The organism is Paenibacillus qinlingensis (assembly GCF_031455095.1).
Taxonomy (GTDB): domain Bacteria; phylum Bacillota; class Bacilli; order Paenibacillales; family NBRC-103111; genus Paenibacillus_E; species Paenibacillus_E qinlingensis_A.
Window position 1 is genome coordinate 133230 of record NZ_JAVDSB010000004.1, and the last position, 26498, is coordinate 159727.

General features: G+C 45.1%; 23 protein-coding genes. 3 read left to right on the top strand and 20 right to left on the bottom strand.

Features of this window, described 5'->3' with window-relative positions; translation table 11 throughout:
- Positions 1-53 precede the first annotated feature (53 nt).
- From J2736_RS14015 to J2736_RS14050, 8 genes are all read right to left on the bottom strand, one after another.
- On the bottom strand, positions 54-872 hold the full coding sequence (locus J2736_RS14015; protein ID WP_310499222.1) for an SDR family oxidoreductase: 819 nt from the start codon (positions 870-872) through the stop codon (positions 54-56).
- A 157-nt stretch (positions 873-1029) separates the two neighbouring features.
- The gene (locus tag J2736_RS14020) at positions 1030-1461 is read right to left on the bottom strand and encodes a hypothetical protein (protein WP_310499223.1); all 432 of its coding nucleotides are present in this window, start codon (positions 1459-1461) and stop codon (positions 1030-1032) included.
- Positions 1445-1840 (bottom strand): class I SAM-dependent methyltransferase, encoded by a 396-nt coding sequence (locus tag J2736_RS14025; protein WP_310499224.1) that lies wholly within the window; start codon positions 1838-1840, stop codon positions 1445-1447. The genes J2736_RS14020 and J2736_RS14025 overlap by 17 nt, the downstream gene beginning before the upstream one ends.
- 78 nt (positions 1841-1918) lie before the next feature.
- Complete coding sequence (locus J2736_RS14030; RefSeq protein WP_397340820.1) at positions 1919-2650, bottom strand: AAA family ATPase; 732 nt, start codon at positions 2648-2650, stop codon at positions 1919-1921.
- Between the two features lie 68 nt (positions 2651-2718).
- Positions 2719-3177 (bottom strand): NUDIX hydrolase, encoded by a 459-nt coding sequence (locus J2736_RS14035; protein ID WP_310499226.1) that lies wholly within the window; start codon positions 3175-3177, stop codon positions 2719-2721.
- A 78-nt stretch (positions 3178-3255) separates the two neighbouring features.
- Positions 3256-3825 carry a nucleotidyltransferase family protein gene (locus tag J2736_RS14040; protein ID WP_310499556.1) on the bottom strand — a complete coding sequence of 190 codons (570 nt, stop codon included), beginning with the start codon at positions 3823-3825 and terminating at the stop codon, positions 3256-3258.
- 63 nt (positions 3826-3888) lie between these two features.
- On the bottom strand, positions 3889-5121 hold the full coding sequence (locus tag J2736_RS14045) for an MFS transporter (protein WP_310499227.1): 1233 nt from the start codon (positions 5119-5121) through the stop codon (positions 3889-3891).
- Between the two features lie 45 nt (positions 5122-5166).
- Positions 5167-5901 (bottom strand): SDR family NAD(P)-dependent oxidoreductase, encoded by a 735-nt coding sequence (locus tag J2736_RS14050; protein WP_310499228.1) that lies wholly within the window; start codon positions 5899-5901, stop codon positions 5167-5169.
- Positions 5902-6171: 270 nt separating this feature from the next.
- On the opposite strand from J2736_RS14050, the gene J2736_RS14055 reads away from it, so the two are divergent.
- A complete protein-coding gene (locus J2736_RS14055) occupies positions 6172-6423 on the top strand; it encodes a hypothetical protein (RefSeq protein WP_310499557.1) in 252 nt (83 codons plus the stop codon).
- Between the two features lie 112 nt (positions 6424-6535).
- Here J2736_RS14055 and J2736_RS14060 read toward each other — a convergent pair whose 3' ends face one another.
- The gene (locus J2736_RS14060; RefSeq protein WP_310499558.1) at positions 6536-7267 is read right to left on the bottom strand and encodes a metallophosphoesterase; all 732 of its coding nucleotides are present in this window, start codon (positions 7265-7267) and stop codon (positions 6536-6538) included.
- A gap of 303 nt (positions 7268-7570) precedes the next feature.
- Between J2736_RS14060 and J2736_RS14065 the strand changes: the two genes are divergently transcribed.
- Complete coding sequence (locus J2736_RS14065) at positions 7571-9913, top strand: beta-propeller domain-containing protein (RefSeq protein WP_310499229.1); 2343 nt, start codon at positions 7571-7573, stop codon at positions 9911-9913.
- Between the two features lie 57 nt (positions 9914-9970).
- Here the strand turns inward: J2736_RS14065 and J2736_RS14070 are convergent, their stop codons facing one another.
- Both J2736_RS14070 and J2736_RS14075 read right to left on the bottom strand, forming a co-directional pair.
- Positions 9971-10627 carry a hypothetical protein gene (locus J2736_RS14070; protein WP_310499230.1) on the bottom strand — a complete coding sequence of 219 codons (657 nt, stop codon included), beginning with the start codon at positions 10625-10627 and terminating at the stop codon, positions 9971-9973.
- Entirely contained in the window at positions 10624-11901 is a 1278-nt protein-coding gene (locus tag J2736_RS14075) for an FAD-binding protein (RefSeq protein WP_310499231.1), read from the bottom strand. Before J2736_RS14075 ends, J2736_RS14070 begins: the two co-directional genes overlap by 4 nt.
- Before the next feature lie 182 nt (positions 11902-12083).
- On the opposite strand from J2736_RS14075, the gene J2736_RS14080 reads away from it, so the two are divergent.
- A complete protein-coding gene (locus J2736_RS14080; RefSeq protein ID WP_310499232.1) occupies positions 12084-12569 on the top strand; it encodes a LysM peptidoglycan-binding domain-containing protein in 486 nt (161 codons plus the stop codon).
- Positions 12570-12643: 74 nt separating this feature from the next.
- On the opposite strand, the gene murQ is transcribed toward J2736_RS14080, so the two are convergent.
- The 9 genes from murQ to J2736_RS14125 all read right to left on the bottom strand — a co-directional run bounded on the left by murQ (position 12644) and on the right by J2736_RS14125 (position 26411).
- A complete protein-coding gene (murQ, locus tag J2736_RS14085) occupies positions 12644-13555 on the bottom strand; it encodes an N-acetylmuramic acid 6-phosphate etherase (RefSeq protein WP_310499233.1) in 912 nt (303 codons plus the stop codon).
- Positions 13556-13592: 37 nt separating this feature from the next.
- Positions 13593-14417, bottom strand: a complete 825-nt coding sequence (locus J2736_RS14090; protein ID WP_310499234.1) for a carbohydrate ABC transporter permease — start codon at positions 14415-14417, stop codon at positions 13593-13595.
- A gap of 15 nt (positions 14418-14432) precedes the next feature.
- Positions 14433-15362: a carbohydrate ABC transporter permease gene (locus J2736_RS14095; RefSeq protein ID WP_310499235.1), complete on the bottom strand. Its 930-nt coding sequence runs from the start codon at positions 15360-15362 to the stop codon at positions 14433-14435.
- Between the two features lie 22 nt (positions 15363-15384).
- Complete coding sequence (locus J2736_RS14100; RefSeq protein WP_310499236.1) at positions 15385-16692, bottom strand: ABC transporter substrate-binding protein; 1308 nt, start codon at positions 16690-16692, stop codon at positions 15385-15387.
- Between the two features lie 91 nt (positions 16693-16783).
- Entirely contained in the window at positions 16784-17641 is an 858-nt protein-coding gene (locus J2736_RS14105) for a MurR/RpiR family transcriptional regulator (protein ID WP_463675857.1), read from the bottom strand.
- A gap of 289 nt (positions 17642-17930) precedes the next feature.
- Complete coding sequence (locus tag J2736_RS14110) at positions 17931-18740, bottom strand: transporter substrate-binding domain-containing protein (protein WP_310499238.1); 810 nt, start codon at positions 18738-18740, stop codon at positions 17931-17933.
- Positions 18741-19057: 317 nt separating this feature from the next.
- Positions 19058-23029, bottom strand: coding sequence for an Ig-like domain-containing protein (locus J2736_RS14115; RefSeq protein ID WP_310499239.1), 3972 nt, complete (start codon positions 23027-23029; stop codon positions 19058-19060).
- 122 nt (positions 23030-23151) lie between these two features.
- Positions 23152-24234: a peptidylprolyl isomerase gene (locus tag J2736_RS14120; protein WP_310499240.1), complete on the bottom strand. Its 1083-nt coding sequence runs from the start codon at positions 24232-24234 to the stop codon at positions 23152-23154.
- 479 nt (positions 24235-24713) lie between these two features.
- Positions 24714-26411, bottom strand: a complete 1698-nt coding sequence (locus J2736_RS14125; RefSeq protein WP_310499241.1) for a type 2 periplasmic-binding domain-containing protein — start codon at positions 26409-26411, stop codon at positions 24714-24716.
- Positions 26412-26498: the final 87 nt, after the last annotated feature.

Genomic DNA, 26498 nt, shown 5'->3' on the forward strand with positions numbered 1-26498 from the left:
TCTAAAATACAACTCAAATTCACATTCGTCAAGTCAGCCCCATTGGACAAACGTTACATGTAACTCTTAGCTATTGTGTCCAAATATTCTTCAATAGGTACAGAATTTCTCATGGCTAAAAGATTGTTGCCTGCGGCTCCGATGACAGTACGGAATTTGGTGCTTTCTCCTGTTGCTTGAGCTACAATCGCGTCCACAATGATTTGTGGGTCATCCAATTGGCTAGGATCGGAGTTATTGATGCGCTCTTCTACTTTTGTCATCAGATCATCGTAGTCTTTAATCGCAGCGTCTTTGTTCCAAGTAATATTTCCTTTAAAATTATTCCCTGTCGATCCACCTTGTTCGATTAGTCTTAGTTCGATATTCAACGGCTTCAGCTCGTAATAGAGACCTTCCGTCAATCCTTCCAATGCAAACTTGGACATGTTATAAAGCGATCCTAGCGGCACAGCAGTCGTAACCCCCATGAATGAACTAATATTGATAAACATGCCACCGCCAGTCGTTCTGTAATGTGGTAAAAATCCACGAATAACATTAATGGGGCCGCGCGCATTCACGGCAAACTGCCAATCGATGGCTTCCTCCTTCGCCAATTCTAACGCACCGTAAGTCCCCATACCTGCGTTGTTAACGACCACGTCAATCTTTCCGAAAGCAGCAATCGCTTGCTCTACCGCGGTATGAACTTGCTCCACATTTGTTACGTCCAGTTTGAAAATTTTTATATTTTCGTAAGCTGTAAGTTCCGTCTCCAACTCCGGTGTACGCATAGTAGCAGCTACATTCCAGCCCATTTGAGCAAATCGAATCGCAGTTAATTTACCCAACCCTGAACTTGTTCCTGTAATAAAGACTGTTTTACTCATGTTAAAAGCCTCCTAGTTTATCGTTTCCGTTTTTTCTAATAAACATCCTGATTATTAGATCGAACGTTCATTCTAATTATTACTTAAAGAGATATTCCTGTCAAATTAAGATGAATGGCAGGAATACCTTTTATTGCCTTGCCAATGTACAGCCCCTCTACCCCTTGGTCGCCTGCAGCGAAAACGTCAATGGAATATCATTGGATGCATCGCTCCATCGCCACCAACCGTCTTTGCCCTGCGTCATGAACGGGAAGCGTCGATTGCTCCCATAGTTAAACTCGTGGAGATAATCTAAGCGTAGGCCCGCAGCAATTAGGGCGTTCAGGATATCGCTGAAACTGTAACTCCACGCGTATTCGACACCCCGCTGATTAGCCGCGGGATCAGAATGAGGCAAGAGACCCTCGATTCGTAGGGGTTGCTCTGTATGAAAGTAAGGATAGTGTGTGTGCAAATCCGTCACATCCGCCCTATCATCAAAGACATTGAGAAACGGATGCTCATCTAATAAATACAAGACGCCGCCTGGTTTGAGGAAATGCGCGATGATCCTCGCCCACCGATCAAGATCAGAGAGCCAACACAAGACACCCCCCTGATGTATAGATGATATCAAACTTTTCATCAAGTACCTTAGGCAGCTCGTAAATGTCAGTGCAGATAAATCGTGCATCTAGCCCTGTTTCCTCGCACAATTGCTCAGCTAGGGCAATCGCATCCTCGGAGAAATCCACCCCCGTAACGTTCGCCCCGAGACGAGCCCATGAGAGCGTATCCATACCAAAATGGCACTGCAGGTGCAGCATCGACTTCCCCGCCACATCGCACAGTTCCTCCAGTTCAATCGGAGTCAAGGAGGATTTGCCTGCTTTGAACCCCGCGATATCATACCTGGCTGCGCTGGCAGCATTGACGGCGGTGCGGGCATTCCAATGCTCGCGGTTATTCTCCGTATAATCAGTCATATGGATACTCCCCCTTTGATGAACTATCTTTGAGAGATACGCTTCTCGGAGGGAAAGTATGCCAGTAGGAAAGAAGTTTTATTTCTTATCCTCCGGATTTTCAAATAACTGCTTGAGCATGCTTTCTTTGTTGTTCAGAAACTGCCTCATAATGAGGTAATGATCCGTTTCCTCTAATGTCTTCCTTTCAATTCCATCCGGCTTGAGATTATAAATAATCGAATCGGGATAAGCCATAAGAATCGGTGAGTGCGTTGAGATGATAAATTGTGAATTGTGTTGAACCAACTCATGAATTCGAGCAAGCATGGCCATTTGACGGAGGGGGGATAACGCGGCCTCAGGCTCGTCCAAAATATATAAGCCATTGCCGCCAAATCGATGAACAAATGTTGAGAAAAAGGACTCACCATGTGACTGCTCATGTAGGGACTTCCCGCCATAAGAGTCTTTGATGGGACGACCGAAAGAAAATTCATTATCCAGATCATCTATATTTGTAGCAAAATTATAGTAACTTTCAGCTCGAAAGAAGAAACCATCTTTGGGTCGATGAGGACCTTTTACCAATTGCATATATTCATACAAGTTCGAATGCGAAGCTCTCGTGGAGAATGAAAAGTTGATAGTCCCACCTTCTGGATTAAATCCCCAAGCTACTGCGATTGACTCCATAAGCGTTGATTTTCCCATGCCATTTTCTCCAACGATATAGGTCACTTTGGGGTGGAAATCAAGTGAAGTGAGACTCTTTATAACCCCTAGATTAAAAGGATAGTCATTGTAGGAGGAAATACTTTGTCTTTTCATCTGAATTTGCCTTAAAAAGGATGATTGTGATTTCATATTGGAACACTCCATTTAAAGTTCGTCTTCCTTTAGGTCAACACAGCCATATACTTCGTTATCATTTCTCTATGACTTTTTACCATGTTCTCAGGCAGCTCATTCAACTTCCTAAACTCTAAACTCATCGATTCTGCATCATTAATTTTCAAATCACCTTTATACGCCTTGGTCCAATAAGCTGTAACAACTACATAAAACTCATCACCATTAGGCGTTTTGATAAAATGTTCTTTACCCGAGAATACATCAATTAATTGGAGGTCCCTCACTGTAAGTCCTGTTTCTTCATACACTTCCCTCTGAGCAGTCTCGATCGTAGACTCCCCCAATTCCATTAATCCACCAGGTAAGCCATAGCGTCCTACAGGATGACTATTTCGTTTTTGCAATAAAATGTTATTATGTTCATCCACAATAATAACCACCGCACCGACAAGAATAAGTGGAATCGTCCCAACAATTTTTCTTAAGTCTTCTACATACCCCATTATGCTTCCCCAATCTATTGTAAAAATAAAAATAGCCGCAACTGCGCGGCACCGCCAACATCTGATCTTGGCTTCCTTCTATTGGTGAATTACGGTCACCTTACTCCACTTACTTTTAAAATCCTTCTGCACGAGGCGCCTTTCAAAGATAGTTACAAGATCTTTATTCTCCGCGAAATAAGGGGTTGGCCTAATGATGATTTGAAGAACATCGTCAATTCCACAGGGGGCAGCCAACTGTACCTGCTCCTGATCATCTAATGTCAACCCTAAAGCAGTTGCTGTCTCCGGGAACTTGGACATGGCATCCACCGAAGACGAATAGGGAGGAATATGATTAACAACATGCATTCTTGCTTGATTTTTCACGGACCAAGGTAGATGTGGCATGATTTGTTGTAACTGCTCTTCGAACATTCTTTCACTAGCCTCACTCGTATTGGAAGCATCATAGTAGATGACATCGATATCAGCGAGCGGTGTTCTTTCTTCACGTTCATGAAGGACATCCCAGATCTTCGAACGAACAAAGCCCGCACAGACCCACCAATCAGGAAGTTGTAAGGATCGAGCCACTCTGAGGATATCCATCATCCACTCATCCGTACCTACAAGCGCAATAATATCCTCTCTACTTTTCAGCAATATGAAATCCCCCCTACTAAGAACATATATTCCCATATTATAAAAGAATACGTTGTCATTGTAAAGTTATTCCAGACCGTTGCTATTCCTTTGCACGAGATCCACTGTCATACGCTTGAACGCAATGAATAAGATGACACCGGTTACTATCACGATAATACCTGACCAGAAGAACCACATTTGAACACCATATTTATCTACAGTCGGCCCCGCTAGCATGAGTCCAATTGGTGAGGAAAGCATCATGACACTGGTAACAAGTGAAATAACACGTCCCAACATTGCTGGTTCATACGCTCTCTGAATCATCGCCATGAAAGGGCCGTTGTAAAAAGGAGCAGCCGATCCCATAAAAAACGAAAGAATCACGAATAGTAGGAAGGCTTCTTTACTAAGAACACCACTTATCAGACAAGTTAGGCCAATGACGACCAAACTTAAACTCATATAAGTAATGTCCTTCCATTTCGAAGCGATTACCGATAATATAACACCACCCAAGACCATACCAATACTGAAAACAGCCTCTATGAGGCTCGCACTATATCCCCCACGTCCAAAATGCGACAATGTCATAAAAGGAAACAACGTTGCAAGTGGCATAAATGCTATGCCGAAAATGGTTGTAGCCAACGTGATCACAACGATCGGTTTTACTTGAACAAAAGCGTCCCAGCCAAGCTTAAATTCCTTTAAGAATGAAGGCGTATGTATAGACTCTGCTTTGGGTTGACGAATCTTAACAAATGACAGCATGATATTTGCGATTAAAGCGCCAACCACATCTAGAAACAATACAGCTCCAAGGGAAGTAGCCGAATAAACAGCAATTCCAAGCGCAGGCCCAATAACCGTTGAGAAAGAGAACACCATTTGATGCCAACCCGCGACGCGCGTTAACTGATCTTCAGGAGCTATGAGCGGAATTGCTGCTTGAAATGCTGGCGCATGAAAGGCAGAAGCCGTCGAACGTATCATTAAGATCACATAAACAAATCCCAAGCTGGGTTCACCAAAGAAGAAGTAGATCCCTAAAATCAAGCTAAAAAACGCAATTGCACTATCAGCTACAATCATCGTTTTTTTGCGGTTCCATCGATCTAGCCAGACGCCTATAAATGGCCCCAATATCGCTTGTGGTAAAAAAGCAGCAAGTCCAGCAATCATCAATACTGCGGCTGAACCCGTCGTCTCCGTCAAGTGCCAAATAATAGAGAATTGGACCATAGAGGAGGTTAATATTGAAAAGATTTGCCCGCTGAAAATAATAGCGAACGTTTTTCTCCATTGAAGTTCCATTGCGAACTCTCCTATTCTCGGTACACGCCCATATTTCTTTATCACTCACACGCGATGAATATCGCCATTCTTTATCAGTGGAGCGTTGATCAAGGTTAAAATCTGATGGGCTACATCAACCGGGTCGGCAAGGTTGCCTTCTTCTTTCTGTTTTGTAAAATAACCCGTTAATGGAAAATCAGAATCACGTGCTTTTTTCTGCATCTCGGTATCCATCATGCCTGGGTCGACTGCAAAGACTTGAACCGCATGGGGTTCATCTTCTTGCTCGAGTCCCACACATTGCGAGAACATATTCAGTGCCGATTTCGTGGAACAATATAGACTCATGCTTGGGGCTGGATACTTAGCTGATCCAGAAGAGATGTTAACAAGCCTTCTTTTTACATTCCAACCGGACGTTAAGCTGATAAAACTGGAGCTAAGCAGAACAGGTGCGGTTAAGTTCAATTGGATATGCAGCATGATTTCTTCCTGCGTACACGCCTCAATATCTTTGATCGGAGATACCATAGCCGCATTATTAATGAGTGTTATTGAATCAAGATGGCTCGGATCTATTGTTGAAATCATTTCTTGTATCCTACCATTTAACGTCTCTACACGAGTGAGATCAATAGCGATGAACTGATACCTATATCCGGACGCTTCCCTTACAATATCTGTATTTTCAGTACGCGATAAGCAATAAACAACGTTGTCTTCTGCTAAAAGCTGTCTAGTCAATTCGGCACCAAGCCCGCTTGACGCTCCTGTAATGATGTATATATGATTCGACAAACGATCACCTCATAGGAATTTGATTTTTTATCAAGTCGCGTACTCTACTCTTACTCTTACTAGACTGCCTAACACATAGCCCCTAACCTTCACTAACAAATTACAAATGACAAATTCTGAAATCTGTCATTCGTGAAAATATGAAAAAGTTATATGAAGCTCACCCAGCCTCGACTAAAACTAAACAGGAATAATTATCTAACACACACACTTGTTCTATGGGACGAACATATACTAGATTAATAAAGCTAGAAAGGAGGTATTCCTTTGATGCGATCAGATTCCTATTTGATTTGTAAAAAGTACCTCAATCGCGAAGTGATGATACAAACAACACATGGCACTTACAAAGGGACCATCGTGAAAGTGGACGGGCAACAGGTCTATTTAAAACAAAAACGTACTGGAAAGAAAGCTCACATCTCATTCCTGCCCTTTCTCATTCCTTTAGTTTTATTTGATCTCTTAGCTATTTTTCTTGTGGACACCGCAAGACCCTTTTCACCCTGCCGACTATTCTAATCAAAATGACTGCCACAATCAGCGCATGTGGTGGTCATTTCTCATTTTCCATCGCTTTTTTATCCCGTTTTCCTAATGGGGTATAGGGTACATGCTCGACGAAGCTGATCTTTTAAATCAATGTCAAAACCGTTATCTCTGGACGGCACATGAATCGAATGGGTTGCACGGACACACCGATACCTCGATTGGTATACAGAGTAAGCGACTTATGAGTCCCGACCTGGTAAAGTCCGGATGGATATTTAACACCAAAGGGAACCGAAGCCAACGGACCTATGATCGGCAATCTCACTTGTCCACCGTGAGAATGGCCCGAGAGTTGCAAATGGACGGCCTCGCTAGCAGCCACATCCGCGTAATCCGGTGCGTGGGACAAGAGGAGTACCCATTCCTCTTTTTTCGCCGATTGCAGAGCCGTTTTCAGATTAGGAACACCTTCCCACATATCTTCTACACCCGCAATCCAAATGGATTGGTTGCTTCTCTGAAGCCTTACCCCTTTATTGCGCAGACAGTGAAAGCCCCCTTCCTCTAGAACGTCTGCTACTTCTTCTACATCTCCATAGTAATCATGATTGCCAAGTACAGCATAGCAGCCGTATGTTGCAGTGATCGTACGCAGCACATCGCGGATTTCTTGATCCTGCCCACCGATCTCATAATCGACGAGATCTCCGGTAAAGCATACGATATCTGGTTTTTCTGCTTGGATCGTCTGGGCTACCTTGGTTAATTGCTTAATATCCATATGAAATCCAAAATGAAGATCACTGAATTGCACAACCCGCAGCCCCTTGAAGGCTTCCGGCAGTGTCGGGAAAGAGAGCGAAATTCGCTCCACTTGCAACCAACGGGGCTCCACCCACGTGGCATACCCGTAACTTATTGGGGGGACGGATAGTAGACCTCCTCCCAGCAGTAAACCCTTTTTTAAAAAGGAACGACGACTCATTTTATCCATATTTTTCATATAACTATCATATATCAAAATGGGGCTGTCAGGCTATTTTCAATCCCGGCATGTCGTTAACGTTGTACATAAAAATATTTCCAAAAAAAGTGAAACAAATCGCCGCTACCATCCGTTAAGTGGATACAGATAAAAATAATGGAAACTTACAATATGAAGCAAAGGATGAGATACATGAAGAAAAAGGTTTTAGCCGCCGGCCTCCTAACGACCGCGATCCTCTTAACCTCAGCTTTTACACCGGTCTCTACGAATGCTGGTCAGGAAACTATTGTTAAGCTTGAGGGCCAACCGATCACTTTTGCTAGTCAACCTCGGATGATCGATGGAGTTTTGATGGCGTCCGTTAGCGATCTTGCAAACGCTTTAGAGATGGAAGTGACCTGGAATGACGCTGAACGGGTTGCCGTTGTTACACGTAACGGATACGAATTGAAGCTGCCTGTGCATACCGACCACGCTTACGTAAATGGGCAGGCAACCACTATGAAAGGCACCACACAAATTGTAGATGACTCCCTCTACGTCCCGCTGCGTTTCTTTATGGAAAGCGCCGATCAAATTGTTCGTTGGGATTCCGCAACCAGTTCCGTTAGCATAACCAAGCCAGCTGACAGCTTGCCAGTTGTAGGTACCTACGACCATTTGGTTACCCTATTGACGCAGAATGAAAGCAAAGGAATCGTCGTTAATTCTCTCATGGGCACATCAGCCATAGCTAAATCTTCCACGACTTCCTCAGCGCCAGCTGTTGCCGGCAGTGCAGGTGTCGCGGTTCAAGATTCAGCCAGATCCGTGGCGCCCGAGTATTCTGGAACGAACGTACAAGTTCAAGGCGTCGATGAGTCAGACGTCGTCAAGTCAGATGGAACGTACATTTATACCGTCAATAAGCAGCGCATCGTAGTCACTCAGGCTTATCCCGCGGACCAGATGAAGGTACTGAGTATCCTTGATTTCCCCAAAACACAAAACACGCAGTTCCAACCCAGTGAAATCTACGTAGATGATAAGCATCTCATCGTGTTGGGGCAATCCTATCAGAACTTCAAGCCAGTTCCTTATAATGAGGCTGCTAGCAGCAGTACAAGTGTCGGCATTACAGGCAAGAGAATGATCTCACCTATCCGGTCGCAGGCAACTACCAAAGTTATGGTTTACGATCTCACAGATCGCAGTAACCTGAAGCTGGTTAAAGACGCAGAACTTGAAGGAAACTATATTTCCTCTCGCAAAATCGGATCATCCCTCTACTTTATCGCCAATAAATATGTGAATTACTATCAATACCGCGAACTGACGGATATGGAAGGCATGAAAAAAGAGTTGGCTCCGAGTTATCGAGATTCCTCAGCAGGTGATTCCTTTACTTCGGTTCCTTTGGACCGCATCTACTATTTGCCCAAAGCCTTGGAACCCAACTATGTCCTCATTGGAGGCATGAATCTGGATCATCTAAGCGAAACTATGAATGTCACCTCGTACCTCGGCTCAGGACAAAACGTGTACGCATCCGAAGAGAACTTATATGTGGCCGCAACGAAATATGAGGAGCAACAACAGGAAACGATTTTATATCAATTTGGGCTAAACAATGGCAAAGCTGTGTATCAACATACAGGCAAGGTGCCTGGCCATCTACTCAATCAATTCGCCATGGATGAGCATAACGGTTATCTTCGTCTGGCTACAACCACCGGCGAGATCTGGCGGACAGATGAAGGAACGTCGAAAAACCATGTCTATATTCTCGATAAGAGCCTGAAAGAGGTAGGCAGCATCTTAAACATCGCGCCAGGTGAGCGCATATATTCCACTCGCTTCATGGGTGACCGCGCCTACATGGTTACTTTTAAAAATACTGACCCGCTCTTCGTCTTGGATTTGAAGCAACCTGCTCAGCCCAAATTGTTAGGTGCTTTGAAAATCCCTGGATACAGCAACTATCTGCATCCTTATGATGAAAACCATATCATTGGCTTTGGAAAAGATACTATTGAGGTCGAGAACAAAAGCGTGGCTGGCTCACAATCCATCGCTTATTACCAAGGTATGAAAGTCGCATTGTTCGATGTATCTGATGTAAATAATCCGAAGGAGAAATTCACGGAAATAATTGGTGATCGGGGAACGGATTCCGAGTTGCTGTACAATCACCGTGCGTTGCTCTTCTCCAAAGAGAGGAATCTGCTCTCCTTCCCTGTCACTGTCATGAAAATCGATCCGAATCTAGCGACAAGCAATCCGAAAAATGTGGCTAGTGCTTATGGAAGCTTTGCTTTCCAAGGGGCGTATGTTTACAACCTTGATTTGGAAAAAGGCTTCCAGTTGCGCGGAGGCATCTCGCATCTCTCGAAGGAAGAGCTGCAAAAAGCAGGGCAGCACTTTTATGCGGGTGACAAGCAGGTGGAGCGCGTGCTCTATATTGGAGACACCCTGTATACCATCTCGAACGGATTTATTAAAGCGAACGACCTCACTACGCTGGAAGAAAAGAATACCGTAGCGATTCCTTAAAAAACGAAAAAAGCCTCGTATCCTATAGGGATCGGGGCTTTCCTCATGTAAAGCTAATTACAAGGCCAAGACGTCCTTCACATACGTGGCTAACGACACGAGTTGGTTGCCAACGGCACGATTGGTTTGCTTTTCAGCTGCCCGTGCAGCAGGAACCATGGAGAGCTGGGCTGCCACCACGCGCTTCCCCGGGTTTTCCTCGATAAGTTGAGTCAAACCTTGTGAGACCGCTTGAATGTATGCCGTTTTTTTACCTTGCATAATGAGATCAAAGGTATTGTCCAAAAGTGCAGGCGCTGCTTCCAGCGCTTTCCCCTTCTTTTGAGCATAGGCGGCTAGTTGTTTCATCGTTCCTTGAACGGTGTTCGGATTCGTGAACGCAACGACCGTAGGTTGCTTCGACTCACAGATTTCTTCAAACAGCGGATCATCAATTTTGATAATCGGGATTGCATAGCGATACAAGTCTTCTTGATAGATGGCTGTAAAAAAAGTACACGTTATTAATATCGCATCTACGTGGCAATTTGCTATCCAGTCCAGGGTTTCAAGCACTTTCTTTTGGGCTATTTCTGTCGTGAAACCGGGATCCTGCTTGATTCGATCTAGACCTGGATCTACAAAATGAATAAGTTCAACACCTAAATCGAACAGGGCATTATCAATATGTTCAATATTGGAATGATGGGCATGGAAGCATCCAATTCTTTTCATCGTTGGTCACCCATAATATAAGTTCTCAAATAGTCGTTGTGGAATTTCCCCTGCGGGTCACATTGAAGAAGCAGTTGCTGAAATTCCGGCAGCTTCGCATAAAGCGACTGCACGCGTGCCGGCGGCATCGTGAACAGCTTAGCCCAATGCGGCCGAGCCTCAAAGGGTTCGAGGAGCTGCTCGATCATCGGCAATACGCGTCTAACAGCCTCCCAATTGGGCTTCCACGTAAAATGGAAAGCTACCGACGCCTGGCGGTAACAAGGACTCATCCACAAATCATCTTCGTCTATTGTACGTACCTCAGAAACATATAATAGTGGAGATATATGCTCCTTGATACGGTCGAGTGCACATAATGCCTCATAGGCATGTTGACGCGGCACGTAGTACTCGCTTTGCAGTTCCTCACCCGCACTTGGGGTGAAGTCCATTCGGAAATGCGGCATCCGCTCATGCCATGGTCCTGGTATCCCCATCTGTTCACTGCAATTCTCGGCTGTGTGACCTGGCACCGGATGACGAGGCATGTCGGCTAATTTTGCTCCAAAGAACACCGATTCCACCTGCTCAATGACAGAGGCCGACTCTTCCACTCTGCGCTTCACCCATACTTGATTGAACATGGCTTCCTGCCAGTTCGTGAACAAGCTGACACTATAGCCGCTAGAGAAAATATCGTCAAATTGCGCTTCAAGCTCTTTCAATGACAAGTTGTCGTAGACATACTGGTTCATCTGGAAAGATGGGACGATATCTAAGGTGATTGTCGTGACAACACCTAGTCCACCTAATCCAACGGCAGCTCCAGCAAGGAGCCCGTCTTGATGGTCACGGGAGAACACAGCGATACTCCCGTCTGCTTTAACGACTTCCATCGCATGTACGGCTGTCGCTAAGTTGCCGTTCCGATCACCGGAACCGTGCGTGGCTGTCGCACATGCCCCGGCAACGGTTATGTGCGGCAACGAAGCCAAGTTGTGCAGGGCATACCCATTCGCATGGAGAAATTGACCTAGCTCACCATAGTGAATGCCAGCCTCAACCGTTACCTTATTGTGCGTTCGGTCAAGTGCAATCACGCGATTCAAATTCTGAAGCGAGATCAAGCTTTCCGTACTGTCGGCAATACCATTAAACGAATGACGGGTGCCCAGCACCTTAATTTGATTGCTGCGAGCCACTAATTCTTGAATCTCTTCCACATTCAACGGAACATGATAGTTCGAGGCGCTGTATGTATAATTGCCAGCCCAGTTTCGATTGTTCATCATCAACATCCTCCAGCCTCTCGTAAATTGCTTACATTTTATCATAATCAGGTACCGATAACCTACTTGCACGATCCGTTTCGCTCGAACAAGCCTATCTTACTTCTCAGCAAGAACCGATTGTGACAAACGCCCATATGCTATAAGGTAGATGGACGATATTATCATAAACGGAGGCATCACCTATGAGTTTTGGAACCTTTGGACCTGGATTTGGTGGATACGGGGGATTCGGGGGATTTGGATACCCACAATATGGATTCGGAGGACCTTTTTACAACCCTTACTTCCCGCGTCGTAGATTGCTCCCTTACTTCTTCCTTTCTCCTTTCGCTTTTCCTTTCTTTATTCGAGGAGAAGATGATCGAGATGGCACCTATTATGCGCAGCATCAGTGTGTAGAAGGAGATTCCATGGTGAAACTGGCTCAGAAGTACAATGTTCCTCAGCCGATTCTTGAAGCCATGAACCCACACATTCAACAGCCAGACAGCTTAACCCCAGGGAATATCACTTATATCCCTCGCTTGTATAAAATGCATTGTCACAAAATGTACCTAGAACATGAAGTACCTGAAGGAGCTTCAGTTCCCATGTACACCGCACCACACATGGCACCTTCGATGCATCAAGGACCGCAAGTGACCCCCAATCCTTATACAGGGCAATAATGAGCTGATTGGAACAAAAAGGCTGAGCCACGAAGAAAGTTCTTCTTCTGAGCTCAGCCTTTTTGTTATTTGTATTAACTTTGTTGAAGGTGCTTCACGGCATCACCGAAATGGTTTTGGACTTGTAGAAGCACAGCCAAGGCCTTCTCCTGGCTAACGCTGAACATCAGCATCAAAATAGCCACTCTTGCATCGCCATTAGCATCAATGCCAGCTTGACGTGCTGTTTCTTCATCGGTGCCCGTTGCTTCTTGTATAATTCCAACTGTACGTTCTCTTAGCTTGTGATTGGTAGCCTGAACATTAACCATCAGATTGCCATAGACCTTCCCCATTCGAATCATTAATGTGGAGGAGAGCATGTTCAGCACCATTTTTTGTGCGGTTCCTGCTTTTAAGCGTGTCGAACCCGTAATGATTTCCGGCCCGACAGGTACTTCAATCGGATATTTTACAATGGTACTGAGTGGTGTATCTCGATTGCAGCTAATACCAACCGTCGTTAAACCTAGCCGATTCGCTTCACGAATGGCACCAATCACATAGGGGGCCGTGCCGCTGGCTGTAATCCCAACAACAACATCACCTGGTCTGACTACCTCAGATATAGCTAGCAACCCGGCATGCTCATCATCTTCCGCATTTTCTATGGATGCACGAATCGCTTTTTCACCGCCAGCAATGAGACCGTTTACTAAGTCCACCTCTACCCCGAATGTCGGAGGACATTCGGAAGCATCCAAAATCCCAAGACGTCCACTTGTTCCAGCTCCGATATAAAAGAGTCGACCTCCATCTGTCATTGCTTCAGTAATAGCTGCAATAGCAACAGAAATCTGAGGAATTGCGCCTCGGACCGAAAGGGCAACTGTTTGGTCTTCCTCATTCATTAAGGTCACGATTTCTTCAATACTAAGTTGGTCAAGGTGCAGTGATTTTTCATTTCTCTGCTCCGTAACCAGTTTATTCTTCTTTTGTTGAGCCAATACGATACCTCCTGTTCTTGGATGATTGGTTGCATCCTTACTTGACCGCCCCAGCAGTCATGCCTTCCATGAATTGTTTAGAAGCTAGGAAAAATATAATCATCATAGGCACAGAAGCTAACGTTAGCCCTGCGAACAGCATACTTAAATCTGTTGAGTACTGTCCGAACAAGGAGAGCATGCCAACCGGAATTGTCTTCTTCGCATCGTCTTGAATAAAAATAAGCGGGAAAAAGAAATCATTCCATGCCGTGATAAAATTCATAATCATCACAGTTCCAAGTGCTGGCCGCATCAGCGGCAGCAAAACATGCCACATAACACCAAAATCAGATGAACCATCTATGCGCGCCGCCTCTTCCAACTCCTTCGGGAGCGTTCTGAAGAAGCCCGTTAAGATGAGAATAGCAAGTGGCAAGCCGATCGCTGTGTACACACTAACCAACGACCAGATATTATTCAACATCGATAGTTTTTTCATCAAAAGGAACAAAGGGACGATACCGAGCTTAATGGGAATCATCATGCCCAAGAGAAAGAAAAAGAACAAAGCTCCATTCCAGCGGAACGGATATCTCGCAATATAGAAGGAAGCCATAACACCAAATAGCAAAATTAGAACTACGGATACAACACTAACCACAATGCTATTCCAAAAATAAGTGAAAAAGGGAATTTGGTGTATCAACTTACTATATGCTGCGAACGAAATGGATGTTGGTAATGACATTGGATTTTTTAAGATTTGGATGTTCGTCTTCAAGGAGGAGGTCAGCATCAGAAAAATCGGATACAAACTGACCAGCGCCCCCAAATACGCCGCAGCGTACTGGAGTCCCCGAACGGATTTGTTGGTTTTCATGGTCTGCCTCCTGTCCTAGTGCTGAGCCGATTGGTTCCTAGTGAAATACAGGAACAAAGCGGATATGGTTGCAATAATGAAAAATAGAACAACAGCTAATGCTGAACCAAGTCCAAGTGCGACCGAATCTCCGCCAGATGAGCCGCCAAAAGCAATTCGATAAAAGAATACAGCCAATGTGTCAGTCGAGTTATATGGCTCACCCTGTGATCCCTCCATCGCATAAATCAACTCGAATGCTTCGAAAGCATGAATAAATGTAAAAACAGTAATGATAATCAGAGACTGACTCATCATAGGTAAGATGATCGAGCGAATCAAACGGAATCCTTTGACCCCATCCAACCGTGCTGCTTCAACAACTTCAGAGGAAATTGCTTGTAAACCTGCAAGGAATATTAACATGGAGAAACCAACACCAAACCAACTGTTGACGATCGTAATCGAAGTTAAAGCCGTAGCAGGATCTCCAAGCCAAGGTTTGGCCCATGAAACGAGACCTATCTTTTTGAGCATGACATTCACAACGCCATTATTCGGGTTCAACATGAGCTTCCATAAGAAGCCTACGACGATGACAGACAGCAGCCTAGGCAAAAAGTAGGCCATTTTCAAAAAATTTGAACCTTTGAGTTTACTATAAACAAGATAGGCAAGCCCAAAGGCAATCACATTCTGTACAGCCATCTCAACGACAAAATAATAAAGATTATGACCAAACGCATTCCAAAACAAATGATTAAACGGTTCCTTCGTAAACAAGCTTACAAAATTGCCGAACCCAATGAACTCCCCACGGACGAGGCCTTTCCAATCATAAAAGCTGTAGCCGAACGCGGAAAGAATCGGGTAAATCACGAACATCATGTAAACTGCGAGGGCAGGGACGGGGAACAGGTGAACTGCTCCCTTTTTCCACCCGGACGATTTGGCCAAGTCATTCATGCCCCTCACACCTTCTCTTTACTTATTTCTTAGGTTTAAACCAAGTATCCGTTATTTTTTGAACTTCTTCTGTCACTTGCTCCGGCGTTAATTTATTTAAATACATACCTTGGATTGAATTTTCTAACGTAGCTTTCGTTGTTGGATTACCGGCATTGAAATAAACGACAGCTGCGTAAGGTGTGGAGATCGTATCGGCATTTTTGGCAATTTTAGCTACCAGAGGATCATTAGCCGCCACACCTGGGATTGTGCTTGGTTTTTGTAATTCATTAACAGCAAGAGCCCCGAATTCTTTCGTTGTTAAAAATTCCATGAATTTCAGCGCTTCTTGTTTATGAGCCGATTTGGCATTCACGGAAAATGAACCATCCACCCATGTGGTTACCGTTTGTTTGCCATCTGCTTTCATTGGCGGAACTGGAAATACATCCATCTGAAGGTCTGGGTTCGTCTTCTTCATGACTGCATACTCCCAGTCCCCCATCACCATCATCGCAGCCTGCTCAGTAACAAACATGTTTCTCATGTCATCCATGCCAATACCTACGTAATTATCTGGGAAAAATGGCGTTAGATCTTTCAGCATTTTAATCGAACTTACATACTCTGGGCTTTTGAAGTTTGCGCCCCCGCTAACAATTTTCTTCATAAAATCTGTCCCATAAACAGCCGGTCCAAGTGTTCCTTCTGTCAGCGATAGAATCCATCCTTCCTTGGAGCCGAAAGCGAAAGGCGTTACTTTATTCTTCTTCAAGGTATCTGCTGTTTTGAGGAGTTCATCCCACGTTTTAGGTTCTTGGAGATTGTATTTTTGAAATAGTTTCTTGTTATAAAATACTTGCGTCGAGCTGAAAACAGTTGGAACGCCGTATACTTTACCGTCAGATCCCGTAGCGGCCAACAATGTATCTTTCGAGAATACATCCATGCCTTTCACATTCGTCAAAGGCTCCAGATATCCAGCATCTGCCAAAGCTGCACCCGCTGCATACGGGCGAAGATGAATAATATCTGGACCGTTTCCGCTTTGCAGACTTGTGTTTAGCGCTGTGTTGTACTCCGTATTCTTGGTTGGTTTGAACTCAATATCAATATTGGGATTTTTCTTTTTGAACTCAGCAATGATTTTGGTATAAGCTTCTGTATCTTCTGTACGCCAGCTGCCTATTGTCAGCTTTACTTTATCCTGTGTCGCTGCTGTTGTTGCTGGTACCGTACTTGCTGTACTAGGGGCTGAACTAGGCGTTGCGCTGTTACTGCTGCATGCGACAAGCATGGAAGAAGCTGTGACCATAGTTAATAATGCACCACTGAATAAACGTTTCATAAAAAAACCTCCCTTTAATTTTCACTTGTATGTTAACCTCTAGAATTTCAAGAGGACCAAACCAAACCAATTCATACAAAATCAGTTGCTGTTATCCATTGCGTTTGCCAACCTTAACCGCTTGTCGAGTCATTTCCAGCGAGGTCACACTTGCCTCGTAGTGGCACCCAGCGATACCAACATATAAAATATCGATAACATTCAATTGGGCAATTCTTGATGCCATCGCCCCACTGCGAATACTTTTCTCCAATGTGCTAATAAACAGCTGAATATCTGCCAAGTCTGCAACTGGATTCGATCCGAATCGGGTCAACGTAATAACCGCAGCGCCATTATTCTTCGCTACTTCCAGCGAACGAATCATATCTTCCGTTTGACCTGTATAGGAAATACCAAAGACTACATCTCCCGGGAGCAGGTTAGCAGCAATGGTAGCTTGCGCATCAAACCCTGTACCAATCTCACACCAACGGTTAATCCGTGAAAGCTTTTGCTTGAAATCCTCCGCGATGACCCCTGAAGCACCAACGCCGAACACGCCAATTTTTCTTGCACGACTTAACGTTTGTACGGCTTTCTCCACACTTTCCGGTGAGAGAACGGTTAGCGTATCTTGAATGGAAACAATATTGTTATTTGTGACTGATTTGATGATCTCCCCAATTGAACTGTTCGCATTGATTTCCTGATAAGTCTCTGTTGGCAATGACGACTGTGATAAATCACCGGCGATTCGCATCTTAAGTTCCTGAAATCCTTTAAAGTGGAGCGAACGTGAAAGACGTATGATTGTCGCTTCACTAACACTGGCAAACTCCGCCAGTTTCTGAACAGAAAGACTAATTACCTCTTGCGGATGTTCCAAAATGTATTGTGCAACTTTGCGCTCACTCGGCTTCAAACTTGCCATAGCAGCTTCTATGCTCATTAATCCACCTTTTAACATGGGCAACATCCTCTATTATTTTTGTAATATGTTATATTACCTAACGTGTTTTTCTCATTATAATGAGTTTTATTTCATTTTGTAAAGATAATTGTGAAATATTATTTCACTCATGTTATTTTACCTATCATAAAAAGGCTTACATTGTCTTTTTTCCCTCGTTTAACCTCCTCAACACTCAAATACATGTCAGGTAATGTGCAAATTATCAAATAGAATGCCTAATTCAAGATACCGTTCACATAAAAAATAGCTTGCCGATGTCTCGGCAAGCTATTTCCACGTATGATTAAGCTTCGTGCTGTAAGTCGTGTTCCACTTCTTTTTTGATTTTATTCGGCATCATTTTGGGTTTGCTTGTGAACCACTTCGTATACAAATCTTCGTAAGTGCCATCTTTGGATACGGATTGGAGCGCTTCGTTAATTCTTCCGATGTACTTATTTTTCTTTTTCGCAAGAATAGCCAGACTATCTTTATTGAACGGATCTCCTACTATTTTCACGGACCCTTGCGCAGTGTTCTTTATAAAATCCTGGGCATTGCGTTCCTCCACAATCACTGCGTCTGCTGTATGACTTTTTAACTCTGCATAGGCATCTGCGATTTTTGAGAAGCCGTGTATTTTCGCCCCTTGAATTTCACTTGCATAGTAAAACCCAGGTGATCCATTTTCGGTTGCTAAAGCTTTGTCGACTAAGTCATCTTTCCCTTTGATAGCTGAGTTCTCCGAAGCAGTCAGAATCACTAAGTTTGTTTGAAAATAAGGATCAGAATACTCCAGATCATTACTACGTGCATCCGTAATTGTCTTCCCCGCAATGGCCAAATCAATATCACCGGACTTCAATCCTTTATTCAATTCGCCCATTTCCATTGGAATTAACTCGTATTCTAACTTTGACTTTTTAGCGATTGCTTGCCATAATTCCACCTCAAAGCCCTTCTTCTCCCCACCATCTATATACGTATAGGGGCGGAAATTTTCCTCGATGCCAACTTTGACCGTTTTATTCTGCCCGCATCCCGAAACAATCAGGACGACTAACAGGGGGATTAACAGGACGATTCCTCGTTTGCTACTGGCGCTTCCATTCATGTATGCAATACCCTCCTCATTAGGTAAACATAGGTATTATTTGTCAATGTTCGAACGGTTATTCAGGTTCTTCGTCAGGTTCAATTCTACGATTATTAAAAGAATACGGCTGCTCCCGACAGCGCGCGCTTGCCGCGCTGAGTTACTCGAATTTTTCGTGTATCTCGGCCTTTTCCTATGAGCTGCTGTAGCATGAAAAAAGAAGCTGGTCACTCGTACATGAACATGTACAAGAACCAACTTCTTTGCTTACTCACCTATCGCCTAACTCATCAACTCAACTATCTCCGCTACTTCCTCGGCAACCAGCTTACAGCTCAAGGACTAACCTGAACTAGCTCCAAGTCATCAAAGTAAACCTCGCCAGGAACGACGTGTTTATACATAAAGATGGTCGCGGTTGTGTTCGTGCTTCCTGTGGTGAACGTGTATTCTTTCCTTGTATATTCAGCAGAATTCACATAAACCTGACGTTGGTAGCTGCCGAAATCCCGCACTCCGAACTGTGCAGATCCCCCATCTACAACCTTCGCCCATGCAGAGATCGTATACGTTGTGTTTGGCGTCAGTCCAGTTACAAATTGCTCAATCCCCCCGTAGGCCGTTGCTAATTTGGCTGCGTACGTTCCTGTACGGGCATTCGTATTCACGATGGCGGATTGGTTAAAATGCGATGGCCAGTTCGTAAAATCCCCTGTCTCAAAGCCGGGGTTGTTCAGCAGATTACTTACAGGAGTTGCAGGCACAACCTCCACGAGGCAAACGGCCGTTTTGGTTCCGTCAACTGTCGTCACGGTCACCGTAGCGGTTCCCTCACCCGCCGCGGTCACGATGCCACTCGCATCCACCGTCGCCACTGCGGGATTGTTCGAGCTCCAGCTTACCGCTTTATTAGCGGCATTGGACGGTGCGACAGTTGCCAACAAGGTCACCGTTGCGCCTATTTTCAAACTCAATCCGGTTCGATCCAGTGAAACCCCAGTTACCGCGACGGGAGGTGGCGTAGTTGGCCCGCTTTGCTGAATAAGTTCAAAATCATCAAAGTACGCCTCTCCTGCCGCAGCACGTTTGTACATGAGAATGGTCGCGGTTGTGTTTGTGCTGCCTGTCGTAAAGGTAATCTCATTTTTCGTATAAGCCGTCGAGTTGATATAGACCTGACGCTTGTAACTACCGAAATCCCTAACGCCAAACTCACCATTGATTCCCATGGACCACGCAGAGAGCGTATAAGTCGTATTGGGCGTAAGTCCGGTTACGATCTGTTCAATCCCACCATATGCGGTTGCCAGCTTAGCAGCGTACGTTCCTGAATGAGTGTTTGTATTCACTACAGCTGCCTGGTTAAAATTCGATGGCCAGTTCGTAAAATCGCCAGTCTCAAATCCCGGGTTGTTCAGCAAATTGCTCGCAGATACAACCTCTACGAAGCAAATGGCCGTTTTGGAGCCGTCTACCGTGGTTACCGTAACCGAAGCTGTTCCCTCACCTACAGCCGTGATGATTCCAGTCGCACTTACTTGCGCTACGACGGCATTGTTCGAGCTCCATGTCACTGCTTTGTTGGCCGCATTAGAAGGAGACACGACTGCCGACAAGGTTGCTGTCCCGCCTACCTTCAGACTCAAGGCGGACTTATTCAACGTGATGCCAGACACGGCGACAGGTACGGGCGGCGGTGGAGGTGGCGGCTCCGTTATGCCACTAGTTGTAATGTGGAAATAGTCAAAATCCGCGGTAAGTCCCGTTCCCCCACATACGATTAGGCCGATTTTGGGAGCATCCAGGTTCGTAATTACTGTGTTACCTATCTGGGTATACGTGATACCGTCTACCGAATAATAACCTGCATACTTATCTCCATACTTCACAATTCGAAGGTAAGATACCGTTGAGCCGATCGTATCGGGTACCTCCATATGGGTACGTACACCACCAACCTTAACGTCAAATTGTAACTGATTGCCACTACCATACAACCGGGTCATCCGAATATAGGTATCGTCATTGACATACACGACCAATCCGCCTTGCGACCACTGCGAATTCGGCTTGCCTTCGAGCTTCGTATCAATAGCCCAGTTGCCTTCAGGCGCACCAGTGAGAAGGATGTTCTTGGCATCGGCACTTCCACCCGCGATATCTCCATTCTCACTGACAATTCTCATATTCCCCGGGTTCGTGCTCAGCGACCATTTCGCTGGATTCTCTCGGGTCCAATGCCATTGTGAATGGATCTCGGCATCATTGAACTCATCGTCAGAACCTTCCGTATATACGGGATCAGGGTCAGCAGGTCCACCTGGCGATGCGCTGTACTGGATTAATTCCAAGTCGTCGAAGTACACATCCCCGCTGCCGCCGCTTTTATATAAATAAATCGTAGCACTGGTGTTAGTACTGCCCGTCGTAAACGTAAGTTCTTTCCTAGCATAACTGGTCGTGCTCATATGCACATCTTTGGCGGTGCCGCCATAATTTTTGACGCCAAATACAGCATCGCCACCGCCTACGCTCTTACCATTTCCATACAATTTGTAGATCGTATTTGGATACAATCCACTGATGGTCTGCTCAACACCAGCCGTATTCCCTGTAAGCTTGGCTGCATAAGTGCCGGTAAGCGCATTGTTGCCCTCAATAGTAGCCCCATTGTAATAAGTAGGCCAATTGGTAAAATCACCTGTTTCGAACCCTGGATTCTTCAACAGATTTTCCTCCACCGGCGGTGGTGGGAGCGGAGGCAGATTGTTAGGATCCAGCCCTGGACCTTGGTAAGCACCGATATTCGGCGCTAGTACGGCCGACACCGGATTGCCGAAGTAGTCCTTGCCTCCGTTGTTCGTCATCAATGTGCCCGTTCCAATAGCCGGGGATGTAGAAAGAAGCTGGTATCCGACTACCGTATCTTTGCCTATACCACCTGATCCAGGGGAGGCAAGCAGCGGATCCGCCGTAATCTTATTCGCATCCGTTGGTTCGCTAGCCGGATGGTTGCCATAGAACAGATTGTGATCAAACACATTATTCGTACTACCGGCAAAATTGTAGCCGCCAGTTCCGAGATTCGTGATGATATTGTTCGTGAAGTACGTATTTTTGGCATAACCGCCCCAGTTTAAATAATCCACCACTTTCGTGTTCGAATATCGAGGTAGATATACTGTGTTGTTATAGATACGAGTAGTATCAGGAGTTCCGCTAAAATTAAACACAGCACCGCTGTCGTTCTGGCTAATGTTATAGCGGATTGTCGTGTTGGTATTGGCGTTGCTCGCAACCGTACCATCATTGACAACCAAGAAGGCTCCGCCTGCATTATTATGGCTGTAATTATATTGAATAATCGTTCCGTCACTTTTGTAATCCGCGTCATAAGCCATAGCATCTCCGCCCGGCGCTGTGTTGTAAACTTCATTGTTCTGAATCAACGCGTCCTTCGCTGAAAATACCCAAAGTGGAACATGATAGCCGCTAGCTCTTACATGCGTGTCATGCACAATGTTGTTTTCAATCAAAGCATTGGTCGTATCCAAGATGAATGCGCCATCTGCACCCACATCGTAAATGACGTTATTGGTTACTTTGGAGTCAGCGGAATATTTCTTCTGTGCGCCGTAAATGTAAATGCCCACGCTATCTACGGAATAAATCTTGCTGTTATTCACAACAACATCGGATACGTGATAATCCCAATTCGTTCCCCAGACGATAATACCGCCATTATGGGCATAATCGGTGGCGGTATCCCCCTTCACGTTATGGATCTCTAGATTTTCAAAAAGAAAATGCTTAAATACTCTAGGATTCGTGTAGCCGCCGCTGGTACCGTCCACGTGTATGCCTCTGCGTACTGCCTTCGTAGCTGCATCATTGGTGATCTCCAGATTTCGGACTTCCCACTGCTCCTGATTGTTAAAATAGACAGCTGCTGCAGCGCCAGCCCCCGCAATCAATGGCTTACGGCCGGTACCATACATATCAATCGTGATGGGATTTCCTTCTGTGCCCGAGCCTTGGGGAGAAAGCGTACCCGTCCATACACCGTCTGCCTTGAACATAATGGCGTCGCCAGGCTCAAAGACGGTACTATTGACTTTACTCAGCGATTGCCAAGCCGATCCCGAAGCAGTTCCAGTGTTTGCATCATCGCCGCCTATTGCATCCACATAATAGACAGAGCCTGTTGCATAAACCGTTGATGTTGCGGCCATTGGCATGAAGCTTGCTGCTAAGATGACGATTCCCAGCAGCAAGCTTAAAAACCTGGACCCTATCACTCTCTTCATCACATTTCCTCCTTTTTTAACCTAACTAATCGCATGAGAATAGTACGGTTAATGTTTATCTTAAAAAACGGCGACTCCCCTCGAGGTCGAGTAACCGCTTCCAAGAATATTGCAAAAAATATTTAATGGATATGAATCTTTTTATACGTGCTTTCATCGATATCAACCTTAGCTTCTCGAATGAGCTTATCCAAATAGTCACCGTAGGCAGCGTCCACATAATTTCTCCACACATTGCGTTTACTCTCTTCATAGTTTTTATAGCCAGTTTTTTCTCGAGCCACGACCTTTACAAGCACATACTCGCCCTGCATCGTCTCATCCAGTACAGAACTTACCTGATTAACTCCCAAGTTATCTGCAAGTACGGAATAGAGAACCGCCTGAGACTTGAAATAGGTGCCAGCGTTATCCTTATTCAAGTCCTCCTCAGTAAATCGGAGCATGAACGCATCGTTCTTACCTTGCAGTTCACTTATCGCTTGATCCATCTCTTTTCCTTGATCTAAAAGAAGTTTAATGGCATCCATTCGCTTCTTGATGGATGGCTTGTTTGCATGGCTGCCCTGTGCATCTCCCTTGTAAGAAACGGAGATTTTCTGAAATCTAATCCTGTCCTCCTGCGTAAACAACGTATCCTTGAGAAGCTCATAATGCCGCTTGAGTTCATCTTCGGTCACGTTCAGTTCAACCTCGGACAACGATTCCTTCAATTGCGTCCTCAATTTGCTTATGTAATAGGTCATGAAGGCACTTTCATCCAATTGGACGGGTCCATAAATAGGCTCACGAGCTTTAACAGCGGCCAGTCTTCGCTTATTCTCTTTATCCATCTCATGGAGCAAATCCTCATAGGAAGTACCTTGTATCAGACCATGATGTTCAGCCAGTTCCAGTTCAATCTTGAGTCGGATGATTTCATCCAAGGCTCTCTGTTTGGCCATCTCTTCCGGATTCTCGCCATGATAGTCCGTTTCCCAGAAATTTTTTCCATAGTTCACACCTTTGGTCCGATAAAAATAGTCGATGACCGAGGTTCGTTGCTTATCCAACTCACCCTTGAATTCTTGTGATGTGATCACGCTGCCATTCACCATCGCAATCGAAGTCTGGCCCGAATCAGCCCTCACGGAAGCATAAAAGACGATGACTCCAACAATCGGGAGAATCGTCATTGCTACCACGATCCTCTTCGTAAACTTCACTATGATCACCCCTACTTCATCTTATTACAGCGCTTACATTCGAGATAGAGATAAAGTTTTAAGATGACCTAGGAATTTGTTAAGATTTTCACAAAATGGACACCGCCTCCGTCCTTCTTTCTAATTCTGCTCGTACATTCCCAAGCTGGGTAGCTTAAGTGGCGCTGTAGGAGATTAACTGGATTTCCTACTGCTATTTTCGGGGAAAACTAGTCTTTGGGGGAGTTTAACTGGATAATCTACATCTAATTTTGCTCGATATGTCCCGTTTGGCGAAAATAGCTTAAAATAACGGGAGGAAATCCAGTTATTTGGCGAAATGACGTGATTCCGCTTGAATTAGCTGCAGAAAATCCAGTTATTCGCTTGACCAAGCTGCCCTGCGACTAGCACTAATGCTTTGTGCTTGTGGTGTACTTGTACTTGTACCCACACCAGCGTATCAAAAAGCCCGCTGATCTCCAGCGGGCCCCCTCATCCTATTTCTTCATTTTCGAGTACCAATCGTTGACTTCTTTCGTCATATCATCGCCACCGAGACTCTTCCACTCTTTCACGAAGTTATCGAATTCCGTCACCGGCTTTTTACCATAAATAATATTGATAAATGTATCTCCCTCCAACTTGACGAGAATACCGCCTTTGGATTGCATTGCTGGCGTATTCGCACCCGTGTACGCTTGAGGAATATAGATGCCAGCCTTCCAGCCATCATCGACAATCTCAGCTGCCTTAAGGCTATCCTGTCCGCTGACTGCTATTTTCTTTTCACTCGGCGTTACTGGCGCTTTTCCTCTACTTACGTCTGCTCGCAACTTCATGCTGATGAATGGATCTTTCGGTTCGATGAGCAAATATTTAGCCGGACTGACTTTGCCTCCCGGAATATCCGCTTCGGTCACGGAGTAGGTGCCATCCGCTTTGATTGTATAATCGTAATCCTTCGCCCACCCGTTCACAAACTCGCTGCCCTCTTCAGGGTTTACAGCAGCAAATATCCGGTTCAAGTATAGGAATAGGGCATCCACATGTTCGAAGTCTTTCTTAACCAATAAGCCGCCTCTTAAGTAAGTCGTGTCACGGGCTTCTATTTTGCCATTCAGCGTTGGCAGCGGATACGGCTTCATGATGGAGCCCGCCACATTCTTCTGCATATCGGTGTTCGGCCAGCCGGACATCCACGATGGAGCAACTACGATACCTACGCGACCCTGCGCGATCAATTCAGCCAATTTATTCTCGTCATGAAGGCCAGCTTCTTTCGAAAGATAGCCTTTATTATACCAATCCCTAAGCTTCGACAAGCCGTCTTTCATCGCCGGAAGCGTCGAACCATGGATCAATTTCCCATCCTTCTCCAACCACTGATAAGGTACCGTGCCTAAAGCCCCGAACACCCATGAAGTCTCTCCCAGCCAGCTTGTGAACGGATTGGGGGAAGATCCACCTGAGCCTAAACTTGCTCCAAGCGGGATCACATTGTCAGATCCGCCGGGCTTTTTCTCCAAGAAAGCCTGCATGACAGCTTCCAACTCTTCAAATGTCTTAGGCGCTTTTATACCAAGTTTATCTAACCAATCCTGTCTGATCCACATCACGGGGTTGTCATTCCCAGCAATAGCGAAGTTCGGAATGGCCATTTTTTTACCACCATAGGTGACTTGACTCCAATTCAATGGGTTCGAGTTGTAGATTTGTTTCATTTTGGGAGAAGCATATTTCTCAAAATCTGCTGTGATATCTCGATACTTACCGGATTGAATCAATTCGTCTAACAACGTCATATCCTGTGTGGTCAGCACATCCGGCAATGATTCGTTAGCTGTCAGCATCAATCTCAGTTTCGTATTGAATTGTTCGCCGGGCACTTGCCACAAAACCTTCATATCAACACCTAGTTGATCGTGTGCCCACTTCGTGTGCACATTGTTTTCCATCGTCTCCCCATTCTTGAACTTCATGGTGGCGTCCGTGGCTTTGACTGTCGTAATGGTCACTGGTGTTTCAAACTTGTATGTTCCCTTCTGAATGGCTTCAGCAGGCGCACCCTTCTGTACAGCGGACGTCGGCGAAGTTTCGGCTCCCTTTTCGCCAGAATTTGTGCTTTGCGTACAAGCGGTTACAAAAGAGAACGTCATAATCACTGCAAGAGCAAGCAGATATCGTTGTTTACCCATTTTCTATCAAGATCCTCCCTTAAGCTGTATTGCGTTGCACCTTTATATTAATACAGCGCTTTCAGCGGAGTAAGTGATAAAGTTTTA